At 36.8% G+C, this 13364-nt stretch carries 12 protein-coding genes; 4 read left to right on the top strand and 8 right to left on the bottom strand.

Annotation, left to right across the window (positions count from 1 at the left end):
* Nucleotides 1-48 precede the first annotated feature (48 nt).
* The 3 genes from AC4BC5_RS08910 to AC4BC5_RS08900 all read left to right on the top strand — a co-directional run bounded on the left by AC4BC5_RS08910 (nt 49) and on the right by AC4BC5_RS08900 (nt 2012).
* Nucleotides 49-1152 carry an ABC transporter ATP-binding protein gene (locus AC4BC5_RS08910; RefSeq protein WP_490495088.1) on the top strand — a complete coding sequence of 368 codons (1104 nt, stop codon included), beginning with the start codon at nt 49-51 and terminating at the stop codon, nt 1150-1152.
* A gap of 186 nt (nt 1153-1338) precedes the next feature.
* Entirely contained in the window at nt 1339-1719 is a 381-nt protein-coding gene (locus AC4BC5_RS08905) for a YccF domain-containing protein (RefSeq protein ID WP_490495087.1), read from the top strand.
* The gene (locus tag AC4BC5_RS08900) at nt 1719-2012 is read left to right on the top strand and encodes a bacteriocin immunity protein (protein ID WP_490495086.1); all 294 of its coding nucleotides are present in this window, start codon (nt 1719-1721) and stop codon (nt 2010-2012) included. Before AC4BC5_RS08905 ends, AC4BC5_RS08900 begins: the two co-directional genes overlap by 1 nt.
* Before the next feature lie 198 nt (nt 2013-2210).
* Here AC4BC5_RS08900 and AC4BC5_RS08895 read toward each other — a convergent pair whose 3' ends face one another.
* From AC4BC5_RS08895 to AC4BC5_RS08880, 4 genes are all read right to left on the bottom strand, one after another.
* Nucleotides 2211-3650 (bottom strand): glycoside hydrolase family 1 protein, encoded by a 1440-nt coding sequence (locus tag AC4BC5_RS08895; RefSeq protein ID WP_490495085.1) that lies wholly within the window; start codon nt 3648-3650, stop codon nt 2211-2213.
* Nucleotides 3651-3807: 157 nt separating this feature from the next.
* Complete coding sequence (locus AC4BC5_RS08890; RefSeq protein ID WP_490495084.1) at nt 3808-5880, bottom strand: DNA topoisomerase III; 2073 nt, start codon at nt 5878-5880, stop codon at nt 3808-3810.
* A complete protein-coding gene (locus tag AC4BC5_RS08885) occupies nt 5828-6190 on the bottom strand; it encodes a DUF1033 family protein (protein WP_490495083.1) in 363 nt (120 codons plus the stop codon). Before AC4BC5_RS08885 ends, AC4BC5_RS08890 begins: the two co-directional genes overlap by 53 nt.
* Nucleotides 6191-6754: 564 nt before the next feature.
* Entirely contained in the window at nt 6755-7477 is a 723-nt protein-coding gene (locus AC4BC5_RS08880) for a MarR family winged helix-turn-helix transcriptional regulator (protein WP_490495082.1), read from the bottom strand.
* 249 nt (nt 7478-7726) lie between these two features.
* Between AC4BC5_RS08880 and AC4BC5_RS08875 the strand changes: the two genes are divergently transcribed.
* Nucleotides 7727-9097 carry an ISL3 family transposase gene (locus AC4BC5_RS08875; RefSeq protein ID WP_490495081.1) on the top strand — a complete coding sequence of 457 codons (1371 nt, stop codon included), beginning with the start codon at nt 7727-7729 and terminating at the stop codon, nt 9095-9097.
* Between the two features lie 82 nt (nt 9098-9179).
* Here AC4BC5_RS08875 and mnmA read toward each other — a convergent pair whose 3' ends face one another.
* From mnmA to AC4BC5_RS08855, 4 genes are all read right to left on the bottom strand, one after another.
* A complete protein-coding gene (gene mnmA / locus AC4BC5_RS08870) occupies nt 9180-10301 on the bottom strand; it encodes a tRNA 2-thiouridine(34) synthase MnmA (RefSeq protein ID WP_490495080.1) in 1122 nt (373 codons plus the stop codon).
* Between the two features lie 188 nt (nt 10302-10489).
* Nucleotides 10490-11389, bottom strand: a complete 900-nt coding sequence (locus AC4BC5_RS08865; RefSeq protein ID WP_490495079.1) for a ketose-bisphosphate aldolase — start codon at nt 11387-11389, stop codon at nt 10490-10492.
* A gap of 24 nt (nt 11390-11413) precedes the next feature.
* Nucleotides 11414-12268 (bottom strand): class II fructose-bisphosphate aldolase, encoded by an 855-nt coding sequence (locus tag AC4BC5_RS08860; protein ID WP_490495078.1) that lies wholly within the window; start codon nt 12266-12268, stop codon nt 11414-11416.
* A 9-nt stretch (nt 12269-12277) separates the two neighbouring features.
* Nucleotides 12278-13357 (bottom strand): PTS fructose transporter subunit IIC, encoded by a 1080-nt coding sequence (locus AC4BC5_RS08855; RefSeq protein WP_490495077.1) that lies wholly within the window; start codon nt 13355-13357, stop codon nt 12278-12280.
* Between the last annotated feature and the right edge of the window lie 7 nt (nt 13358-13364).

Here is a 13364-nt window from a genome sequence, read left to right as displayed (position 1 = left end):
TTTCATTATAGTAGACATATAAATTAAAGCGAAAGAAGGAATTCATTCATGGTAGAAATGGCCCTAACACACGTATATAAAAAATATGACAATGCAGATAAATTTTCTGTTACAGACTTTAACTTAGATATTAAAGATCGCGAATTCATCGTTTTCGTTGGACCTTCTGGTTGTGGTAAATCAACAACATTACGTATGATTGCTGGACTAGAAGATATTTCAGAAGGCGAATTATCAATCGGCGGCAAAGTAATGAATGATGTTGCGCCAAAAGATCGCGATATCGCAATGGTTTTCCAAAACTATGCCTTATATCCACATATGACAGTTTACGATAATATGGCATTTGGTTTGAAATTACGTAAATATGATAAAGCAGACATTAAAACACGTGTTGAAAGTGCTGCTGAAATCTTAGGCTTAACAGAATATTTAGACCGTAAACCTGCAGCTTTATCAGGTGGACAACGCCAACGTGTTGCCTTAGGTCGTGCAATCGTTCGTGACGCAAAAGTGTTCTTGATGGATGAGCCTTTATCTAACTTGGATGCAAAATTACGTGTAGCAATGCGTGCTGAAATTGCAAAATTACACCAACGTTTAGAAACAACAACAATCTACGTTACCCATGACCAAACAGAAGCGATGACTATGGCTGACCGTATTGTTATTATGAAAGATGGTTTTATTCAACAAATTGGTTCACCAAAAGAAGTATACAATACTCCAAAAAATATCTTTGTTGCTGGATTTATCGGTTCACCAGCGATGAACTTCTTTAATGTTACACTAAATAATGGTGTAATCTCAGACGGTCATGGCTTAAAATTACGTATTCCAGAAGGACGTAACAAAGTATTAGTAGACAAAGGTTACGAAGGTAAACAATTAGTCTTTGGTATCCGCCCAGAAGACATTAACAGTGAACAAGTAGCAATTGATGCTTCTCCAGAATCAACTGTACGTTCTGAGGTTGTCGTATCAGAATTACTTGGTGCTGAAACAATGTTGTACACAAAAATTGGTGATACAGAGTTTATCTCTAAAGTCGATGCGCGCGACTTCCATAGTCCAGGTGAAACAATTGATTTAGCCTTCAACTTAAATAAAGCGCACTTCTTCGATAAAGATAGCGAAGATGTTATCAAATAGTAGTTCCCTGTGACTATTATGGATTTGCCCCCATAATAGTTATAGATAACTTATATAGTGTTTTCCTTATTTGTATCCCCCAGAAAAAGCATTGGTGAAAGCCAGTGCTTTTTCATTTTCAGTCTTTAGTCCCTGTTCAACTTTTTTTATCATGGTACAATATAAGAAAACAAAGCAGGTGAGAACATGAAACTTTTAGGAAATATTATTTGGTTCATCTTTGGTGGATTCGTAGGCGGACTTGGATGGATTTTGGCAGGATTATTATGGTGTATCACGATTATTGGCATTCCAATTGGGATACAATGTTTTAAATTAGCAAGTCTAAGCTTTTGGCCTTTTGGCAAAGATGTCGTTTACAGTAACAATAGTGTCTCACTGATTATCAATATCATCTGGTTAATTGTGAGTGGTTTACCATTAGCTTTAACGCATATTGTTAGCGGCTTAATTTTATATGTCACAATTATCGGAATTCCTTTTGGAAATCAATCATTCAAGTTGGCGAAACTAGCATTAATGCCTTTTGGTGCTAGAGTCGTTGATGAAGGGAGTTGGCGTTATTAATGTCAGCGAAGACCATCGTTCACACACTGTACAATGATTTAGCCCAAGACCCACGAACGGATGTGGAAGGCATCAAGGAAGTTTTGCTGCAAGTCTATCCAAAGCTAGCAAAAAAAGAGGATGCTCGTTTAGTGAGTCGTTTAACTAATTTCATTTATTTTACAGCATTCAACGAAAAATTAACGTTTAGTCCTTCTCAGCAAGAACTAATTGCCCAATTAAATGCAATCAGCCAAAAAGCAGGAGTCAATAATCCTTACCGCACGGCACTTGGTAGTAAGGAACAATTTTAAAACCTAGCGTCGATTACACTTCTACATGTAGTCAACGCTAGGTTTACTTTTTCTTCAATCCTGTTATTGGGATTGCCTTCAATGTTAGTCGCTAATTATTGCGCTATTGATTACTTAATACAGTTAGAAGAATTCCCCTTCTTGGGTTACATCCAAAGCTCCCTATGCTTTCTATAAGCGAAAATACAGCGTTCTCTTTTATTCGGTGATGGTAGCGCCGTTGGTACGAATGACTTCTTGGTACCAGTAATAGCTATCTTTTTTATAACGGTCTAACGAACCACCCGCTTCTTCTCGATCAACATAGACAAAGCCATAGCGTTTTTGATAACCATTCAACCAGCTTAATAAATCAGTAAATGACCATGTGCAGTAAGCCCAAACTTCACAACCTTCTTCGACTGCTTTCATCAATTCATAGATATGTGCATTTAGATAGGCAATTCGATAATCGTCGTGAATTGCATTTTCATTTGTTTTTTCATCAAAAGCACCTAAGCCATTCTCAGAAATCACAATTGGTAAGTCATAACGGCTCGTAATCTCTTTACAAGCATAACGTAAACCAGCAGGATCAATCGTCCAATCCCAATCTGTTGTTTCCAGGTAAGGATTCTGTGGATTTTTATAAACTCCTGGCTCACCTGTAACTTGACCAGAGCCCTTTTTACCAGTTGTGTTCATTTCAGCAAATTGGGGCACACCGTCTAATGGATTGTACTCAACAACCGATGTTTGATAATAATTAACACCCATGAAGTCAATCAGATCAGCCGCTTTCTTTAATAAAGTTGCATCTTCTTGGCTCACTTTGGGTGCAACACCCTTTTTCTTTAAATAAGTATACGCACTTCTTGGATAACGACCGTATGCATAGACATCCATCCACCAATAGTTTTTTAAATTATCAAAATCCATTTTAGCCATGGCATTAATTGGTTTACAATCTAATGCATAGCTTGGACTATATGCAAAGCTTGCGCCGATTTTTCCTTCAGGCATTATCTCTTTAAATGCCACTACTGTTTTTGCATGTGCTAAAAAAACATGGTGATTAACTTGATAATAAAGCTTCTCTTCATTAATTTTACCAGGAGGGTGCATCCCGTTCATCCAGCCAAAATTCGTAAAGATATTTTGTTCATTGATTGTAATCCAATATTTTACTTTTCCTTTAAAGGCATTAAAGACATAGGTTGCATAATGAACAAAATCATCCACGACTTGTGGACTTTCCCAACCGCCATATTCTGCCTCCAACGCTTGTGGTAAATCCCAATGATACAATGTAACCATTGGCTCAACATTATATTTCAAACATTCATCAATTAACTCTTCATAAAACTTCAAACCAGCTTGATTGACTTCACCTTTCCCATTCGGAAAAATACGTGGCCATGAAATTGAGAAACGATACGTTTTCAAGCCCATTTCTGCCATTAAAGCAACATCTTCTTTGAAACGATGGTAATGGTCAACGGCTACTTCGCCTGTAGTTTCTTTGTAGGTTTTTCCAGGGATTTTAACGAATTCATCCCAGTTGGATAGTCCTTTCCCATCTTCGTTATAAGCGCCTTCAATTTGATACGCTGCCGATGCACTTCCCCATAAAAAATTCTTGGGCATTGTTTTTTCCATAATTTCCCTCCTCAGTCTAACTCTCCTTATTTTCACTTATGACTCATAAAAAGTCTAGCAAACATCCTTAAATTCTCATAACTTCCTAATTTTAAGAAAGCGGATTCCAACTAACAAAAAAACTTCACACTGTTCATACAATGTGAAGTTGCTTAAGTTAATTTTTCTCCATAGCAGCTTTTAACGCAGCAGCTAACGGACTTTCTTGTGGTTCTTCTTGAGAATATTTTTTCATTAAACGACGCTCTTCATGTTTTGTCATCTTTTTCTTTTGATCTTTTTTCGTTGGGATTTTTTCAGTTGTACCATCAAATTTACAACGGAAGTACGCACCATTTTTCCCTTCAATAATTTCCATTTTTTTATGGCATTGTGGGCAACGATGGTTAGATAATTTTGGATCCTTACGACGACGATAATTACAATCATTGCTTGAGCAAACATAAATTTTCCCATCGCGCGTATTTTTTTCTCTTAATAATTCCCCACATTCGGGACATTTCTTTTGTGTTAGAGAAAAATCTTGGTATTTTTGTTCACTGTGTTTAATTTCTTTCACTAGTTGTTTCGTATCATTTTCAATTTGTTGTAAAAAGGCACCACTTGAAAATTGTCCTTTTGCAATTGCTTCTAGTTGTTTTTCCCATTTTTCGGTTAATTCTGGAGAGACAAGTGAAGGATTCACTAGTTCTAACAATTGTTTTCCTTTAGGCGAAACTTGCAGACCACTTGGTGTGCGCTCCATCAATTCTGATTTAATCAGTTTTTCAATAATTTCTGCACGTGTCGCTGGTGTTCCTAAGCTGAATTTCTCCATTTTTCCTAATAAAGTACCTTCATTCAAAGGTTTGGGTGGTGATGTTAATTCCTTCTTAATTGCAAAGTTAGGTGCCACACTCATTCCTTCTTGCCAATCAACTGTTGGTGTTTTTGTTTCTTCACCTGTTTTCCAACCAGCTTCGATAATTTTATTTTGTGTAAAAATAAATTGTTGATTATCAAAGGCAACTGTGGCTTTTTGTTGGACTTTTTTATGTGGTGATGCAAACAACATCAAGAAACGGGTAACAATCATATTATAAATACGTTGTTCATCGCTAGTTAGTTTTGCATAGTTTGGTTTTTGTTCTGTCGGTAGTAACGCATGATGATCAGATACTTTGGCATCATTGAATACAGATTTTTGTTGAACGACAGCACCATTTTTCAAATAGGTTTTTACTTCTGGTGCAAAATCAGAAACAGCTTGTAGACGCTCTTTCATGGTTGCTTTCATATCATTCGTTAAGTATTTACTATCTGTTCGTGGATATGTGACTACTTTATGTGCTTCATAAAGACTTTGAACTAACGATAAGGTCTTTTTAGCAGAAAATCCATAACGTTGATTGGCTTCCCGCTGAATTTCAGTCAAATCATATGGTAACGGAGCCGACTCCGTCTTATTTTTTTCTACAACGCTACTTACACGTCCATTTTTTTGACTCATACGATTCACTAGTTGCTGTGCTTGCTCGTGCTCTTTCAAGGAATAAGGATTTTTTTGTACTAAACGTGCTTGCTCTTCTCTAACTACCAGTTCAACAACATAATATGTTTGTGGACGGAATTTTTCAATTTGCTGCTCCTGTTGGCGCACCAAAGCAAGTGTTGGTGTTTGTACTCGTCCAGCACTTAAATTATCTTGATATTTTACTGTTAACGCACGGGTAACATTTAGACCAACTAACCAGTCAGCTTTCGCACGAGCAATCGCTGATTGATATAAATTATCATATTGTTTCGCTGGTTTCAATTGTGCAAAACCTGTTTGAATAGCCTTATCTGTTTGCGAAGAAATCCAGAGACGCTTGACTGGTTTATCAAAGCGCACCCATTCTAAAATCCAACGCGCAACAAGCTCTCCTTCACGCCCAGCATCTGTTGCAATAACTGCTTCTGAAACGTCTTTTCGTTGAGCTAATTGTTTAATAGCTTTTAATTGATGACCTGTTTTCGGTAAAGGTTTAATTCCTAAATTTTTTGGAATCATTGGTAAAGTTTCCATTTGCCAACTTTGCCATTCCTTATTGATATCTTCAGGCATTTTTAGGCCTAACAAATGACCTAGAGCCCAAGTAACAATCACTTTAGGGCCTTCATAGTAGTTCTTATGTTTTTGGTTCGCGCCTAAAACCTTACTTAGATCTTTGGCAACGCTTGGTTTTTCCGCTAGAATTAGTTGCTTCATAAAATTCCCTTTCACTTTCAATTGTTAATGGTTGATAATCTTTCAGAAGAGCTAATCCTTTATATTGTTGCAAATCTTCATCGCATTCTTCACACCAACGTTCGTCACCGTCATTCCAAAAAGCGCTCAAATAATTGGGTTTCGCATGAATATAACTATATTCTGCGTAAACTGCTTGCCACTTTTCTCGATAGAATGACTGGGCTTCTTCTAATGTTGAAAAAGTCGTTTCTTCTTGAATATCTGCTTGCCACTCTTCAAAAAACCACCAGGGTTCATTATCACCATACATGGTTATTACTTGATACATGGACTCCGCCCCTTACCTTCGTTTGTTACCGTAATATTAGTCAGTTTAACTAGAAGTTTCAAGCACCACGCTTGTGAAAGCCAATGCTTGTAAGACACGAAACCTATAATTATGAATCCTGGTACTCATAATAATTAGTATATCATAATTTAAAATCTTGTGATGTTGGGATTGTTCTCTGTTAATGGAATCTTACACGTATAATAATGGCTATTATTTATTTCACAAAAGAAAAAAACATTACCAACAAACCCTCTCAATCCATGCGTACATTTGAAAATTTTAATAAAAAAACAAAGTTATTTCTACCTAGGTAGCCTTGCGGTAATTTCTCAAAAACACTTAGGTACTTTTTTCAAACCCTTGTTTTATCAATAGGCTATTCAAGGTTATTCCTATGAAATAGTCAATGGAAACACCTACTGCATCGTTATTCTTATTTTTTCGTGGTTCCTGAAAAAAAAAGCGCAAAATATTGAGTAAGAATACCTCCCAAAAGCAAACAAAAATTGAAGGAACTCATACATTTAATCAAACATATGAATTCCTTTAGTTTATATGTTATTAGAAGTCTGTCCAATCACTCTCTGAGGTATGATCTTGTTTCGGTGGGCAAGGTCGTTCAAAGGGACGACTGTTGAAGCCACGAGAACTTCCTCGTTGGTTACGCATCATTTGCTCGAATTGACCTTTCCACATCCGATTGTTCACTCCAGCTTGGCGTAATTGACGCTTGAACTCTCGATGAATTCGCTGTTGTTCTTGATGTGACAACGCTTGCCAATCAACTCCCATCATTTTTTCTCGTAATTGTTGGAATTCAGCTAGTCGTTGCATTGGGTCATTCGCTCTAGGTTGATATCCTTCAAATTCTGCTGGCCAACCGTCCACAATTTTATCTAGATACTGACTAAACTGTTGTTGTTCTTCCTCAGTTAGCCCTGTAAAAAATTGTGCACTTAAATCTTCACGTACATCCGATGTTTGGACAATTCTTTTACGCCCTTCTTTGGTCAGATATACACGTTTAATTCGTTTATCATTTTCATCTTCTTCCCGAGTAACTGCACCAGCTTTTTCTAATTTTTTAATTAATTCTGCCAATGAACTTGGTCGTATATCTAAAAGTTCTGCTAAGTTGCCTTGGGTCATTCCATCTTCTTTTCCTAATAAATTGATGACTTGTTGTTGTCCATCAAATCGTTGATTGTTTTGTAAAAATAATGCATGTGCGACACCACTAACTGCTTCAATTTTTTTGAGTAATTGCATTCTAAAGTGACTCATATCCTTCACTCCTTCAATTATTTAGGTACCTAACTTTTTTACACAACCACATTATAGTTCGGTACCTAACTATTGTCAATTATTTTATTTGACTAAAAAAAGTATTTGAGATGGTTGTCTCAAATACTGGCTCTATACTTTTTAGTGTTGGTAGAAATTGCCAGCACTTTTTTTGTATGTATAACTAAACAGACATCTTGAAATCCGTTAGAATAAAGTCGACGAAAACCAATCTAAGGAGGAATCAAGATGTCCATCTCTCATTTTATCAGAGAAGTTTTAGATATTCTAGATTTTAATATTACTTTTTATGAAAACGAAACAGAAAAGCAGCTTGGAAATTATACAAAAGAACGAATCAAAGGAGAAATTTGTCACGTATTTGATGGTAGACTTTCTTATACACCTGATAATTGTGAAAAATGCGGAGAAAGTAATGAAAAGACGATCATTAAATGGGGATTTAAAACGGTTATGACTCAGGTAAACAAAGTATCTGAATACAAAACCTATCTTCGTCTAAAGAAACAACGATTTAAATGCAAAGCTTGTAATCAAACCTTTGTCGCTTCCTCGACCTTGACGCAACCGAACTGTTCCATTGCTCAACGAGTGAAATTGAAAATTGCGACCATGTTGGAAGACTCCGTCTCTATGACCTATATTGCCAAACAAATCGGTGTCGCTCCTATGACGGTTTTGCGTGTTCTTCGGGACTTCTACCAACCAACATTGCCGGAAAAACAAGCATTGCCTACGGTGCTTTGCTTGGATGAATTTAAATCAGGAGCGTTTGCCGAAGGAGCTATGAGTTGTATTCTCGTGGATGGAGAAAACCGGCGACTACTTGATGTGTTAGAGGATCGACGGAAAGTTCGGCTAGAAACCTATTTCTACCGCTATTCCTTAGAAGAAAGACAGGCAGTAAACATTGTTGTGACCGATTTTTATTCACCCTATATCACTTTGACAAAAGAACTCTTTCCAAATGCACAGGTGTTAATTGATCGTTTTCATATTGTTCAGTTGATTGGAAGAACGTTTCAAAACCAGCGAATCACTGTTATGAAGTCCTTTCCCGATACTGATAAACGCTACCGACAGTTAAAAAAATATTGGAAACTACTTCAGAAAAGACAGAGTGAGTTAGACTGGAGCCATCGGTATTGGCGTCCTTCTTTTAAGGATTATTTAACGCAGACAGAGATTGTGGATCGTCTCCTTACTTACGATCCAGAGTTAAATCGAGGATATGAGACCTATCAAGCATTCTTACGTGTGTTACGTTATTCTGAGGAAAAAGAAAAACAAAAAGAAGCCATTGAAGGTTTTGAAGAATTACTGACACAAAGCTACAAACACCTGTCTGAAGGCTATCAAAAAACGATTCGTACGTATAAAAAATATCGAAAAGAAATCATCCTTGCTTTGACTTTGTCTTATTCAAATGGACCGGTGGAAGCAACGAATAATCATATTAAAGTCATCAAACGAGTGGCTTATGGTTTTCGAAATTTCATCAATTTTAAGATTCGAATCTTTATCCAACGTGGGAAATACTATCGCACGTTGCCAATCAAAACCAAAGAAAAAGGTCAAGCAGCGTTTTTCGCTGCTTGACCCAAAGACGCTATTCGAACTGTTAAAGATTGTCTAAACTTTTACCAACACCAGTTGTTAAAGAGCCCAAATACTTTTTTGTTTATACGTATTGTAATACTTTTTCTGCTTTATAAGCATAATCAATTAACCCGCCACCAAGACATTCCATACCGTTATAAAAAACGACTGCTTGACCTGGTGTGATTGCACGAACAGGTTCGTCAAAAATAACTTCTGCACGATTATCTTCTAACAAGCGAACCGTCACACTTGTATCTTGTTGTCGATAACGGAATTTTGCCGTACAACGGAATTCTTTGGGCTTTTCTTCATTTGTTGTAAAATGAATTTCACTTGCTTCCAAGCGATCGGCATACAATGCATCATGATGGAAGCCTTGTCCAACATACAATGTATTAGTTTCTAATTCTTTCCCAACAACAAACCATGGCTCTGAAGATTTACCGCCGCCACCAATACCTAATCCTTGACGTTGGCCTATTGTATAATACATTAATCCATCATGTTGCCCTTTAATTTCACCATCTAAAGTTACCATATTGCCTTTTTGCGCAGGTAGATAATTACTTAGGAATTGTTTAAAGTTCTTTTCACCAATGAAACAAACACCCGTTGAATCTTTTTTCTTAGCCGTTGCTAAACCAGCTCGTTCAGCAATTGCACGCACTTCTGATTTTTCCATATGACCTAGCGGAAACATTGTTTTAGATAGTTGTTCTTGTGAAAGTTGACTTAAGAAATACGTTTGATCTTTATTATTATCAACCCCGCGAAGCATATGAGTAATACCATTTTCATCACGTTCTACTTGTGCATAATGGCCTGTTGCCACATAATCGGCACCTAAATCCATCGCATAATCTAAAAAGGCTTTGAACTTGATTTCTTTGTTACACATCACATCTGGATTTGGTGTACGTCCTGCACGATATTCCGCTAAGAAATATTCAAAAACTCGATCCCAATATTCTTTTTCGAAGTTCACAGAATAATAAGGAATCCCTATTTGTGCTGCTACTTTGGCAACATCTTTGTAATCTTCTGTTGCGGTACATACACCATTTTCATCGGTATCATCCCAATTTTTCATAAAGATACCAATCACATCATACCCTTGTTCTTTCAACAAAAGTGCTGTTACTGACGAGTCCACCCCGCCACTCATTCCAACGACAACACGGATTTTGCTATTGTCTGTCATGAATTTCACCATCATTTCAATATAGATTCTGAAACATCCACGATTTGAAGGTCGCTACTTTTTCAGTAGTTGCTATTATACAGTAGTTTAAAAAGAATTTCACGTTTGTTGATTAATTTTATCAACTATTTAAACACTCAAAAAAAATAGCCATCTGAAAAGCAGACGACTATTTCTAATTAAGATTTTTAGCTTAGTATATTTCTAAATGGTTTTTCATTCATTTCTCGATAAATGCTAGCTTTGCCAATTGAATTAAATAGCCCCATTTTTTGTGTGACTACTTCTTTTGCTGCATCAATACATTCTGGATAAATAGCATTTGGATCCCATAATTCAGTACTAGACAAAATTTCACGACATTTTTTATAAAAAGCATATTTGTAATCAGAAGAGATATTTACTTTTTGAATGCCAATTTCTACAGCACGAGCAATCTCTTCATCTGGATTAGCTGAACCACCATGCAACACTAATGGAATATCTACTCTTTCCTTGATTTGTTCCAGTACATCCATTTTTAATTCAGGTTTGACATCTTTTGGATAAATTCCATGAGCTGTTCCGATTGCCACAGCTAATGTATCGATTCCTGTTTTTGCAACAAATTCTTCCGCATCTTCTGGTTTCGTGTAAATAACCTTAGATACACCACCTTCAATTGTGGTACCAGTATTACCAATTGTTCCTAATTCACCTTCAACTGAAATACCAATCGTTTTACATACCTCAACGACCTCTTTTGTTACCGAAATATTTTCTTCAAATGGTAAGAGAGAGCCATCAATCATAACTGAAGTAAAACCGCAATGAATCGCACGCATGATACTAGCTAAATTATCTCCATGATCCATGTGAATCACAAAAGGTACACTGCTATTTTTCGCACGAGAAACAGCATATTGGAAGAATTCATCTTTGACAAAATCAAGTTCAGTCGGATGGACAGCAATAATAGCAGGTGAATCATTTTCCTCTGCTGCTTCAATAACTACACGTAAGAAGTTACTATCAGCGACATTGAATGCCCCTACAGCGAACTTATTTTCTTTGGCAACTTCTAACATTTGGCTCATATTAATTAACATATTTACATACTCTCCAATCTTTTTTTATCTTGCTTTATTTTGGGAACCAGCTATTTCAATATACTGTTTAACAACATTTCTGCCTGCTGCAATTGTGCTATGAATCAATTCAGGATAGCCAATCGTTGGGTCTTCAGCGAGGCCTTTCTGAATTTCTAAAGATTGTGCCTTCATAAAGTCAGAGCCAACATTAATTTTGTTGATTCCTAATGCAACTGATTTACGTATGTTTTCTTCCCCAGCACCTGATCCTCCATGTAAAACTAACGGTAAATGAGTCGCTGCTTTAATTTTTTCTACAATGTCAAATCGGAATTCTGGTATATACCCTTCAGGATAATCCCCATGTGTTGATCCGTAAGATAATGCTAAACAATCCACTCCTGTTTCTTGAATAAAATGGATTGCTTCATCAGGATCTGTATACATTTCTGTATTGGTCCATTGATTACCAGCTACCACCCCTAAATCACCAACTTCAGCTTCAACGCTCGCGTTAAATTGTTGCGCGAACTGTACAATTTCTTTCGTAATACGTATATTCTCTTCTAAAGGATACATAGAAGCATCCATCATGACACTTGAGAATCCTTCGTGAAGACATTGCTTAACAAACGCCACATCTTGACCATGATCTAAATTGATAGCAACTTCCACTTTAGCATTGTTAGCCATACGAATAATTGGTTGTGTTAGATAGCGATAATCCAAATGCATTTTTAGATGATCTTGCAACAAATCAATAATAATTGGCGAATGCATTTCTTCGGCAGCTTCAATGACTGCTTTTGCTGTTTCCAAATTAAAACAATTAATTGCTAACACAGCATACTTTTCTTTATTCGCCTTAGCTAACATTTCTCTCATAGAAACGTACATAATAACCTCCTAAGAAATTTTGATGGAAGAAAAATCTACTTCTTCTTCCTCGACATCTTCTACCTCTTCAACTGGCTCTTTTTTGAGAACAAAAAGGAGAATCCCTGTGATAGCAGAACCAATCAGTAGTGCAAGCGTGAACTTCAATGGATCAGTCATAGCAGGAATGATGAAAACTCCACCTGACGGAACGGGTGATCCTACCCCCCAACTCATGCTTAAACCGCCACCAATTGCGGCACCGATTGTACATGAAGCAATTACTCGTAATGGATCGACTGCTGCAATAGGAATTACACCTTCCGTAATCATTGCCAATCCCATCGGAAAAGCAATTTTAATATTATCTTCTTCTCCTTGTGAGAATTTTGGTTTCTTGAAAATTTTTGATAAAATCCAAGCAAACGTTACTCCAAATGGCGGTACCATAGACGCTAAAATTTTTACTGCTTCTGGTTCTTGAATTCCTTCTAATAACATTCCATCAGCAAAGAGAGAAGCTACTTTATTGACCGGTCCTCCAAAGTCAAAGGCAGCCATCCCCCCAACAATTGAGCCAAATAAGAATTTTCCAGATCCTTGCAGATTCGTTAAAAATTCAGTTAGCGCATTGGTTGCCCACACAATCGGTACCCCAATGACAAAATACATCGCCAAACCAACAATAATCGTAGAAGCAACTGGTACAATCATCATTGGCATTAATCCTTGCGCCCATTTTGGTACTTTAAGATTTTTCACTAAAAATAGAACGAAGAAACCAACAATGTACCCGCCTAACATTCCCCCTAAGAAGCCTGCGCCAATAGAATTAGCAATTAATCCCATAAATAAGCCGGGGCCAATTCCTGGTCTATCCGCAATTGAATAGGCAATCGCTGCTGAAATAACTGGGGCTAGCAATCCCATGCCTAAAACGCCTAAAGAAACAAGTGCATCTGATACAGAATAATTGGTAGAATAATCACTAATAACTTGTCCACCAGTTAAATTTCCAATCGCAATCAATAAACCTGCTGTTACTACAACTGGTAACATATAAGAAATAGCTGTTAAAGCGTGTTTTTTTATTTCTAGTTTACGCAACATAAGCCTG

The organism is Enterococcus sp. AMC2644 (genome assembly GCF_058216475.1).
This window is presented reverse-complemented; position numbering and strand designations above follow the sequence as displayed.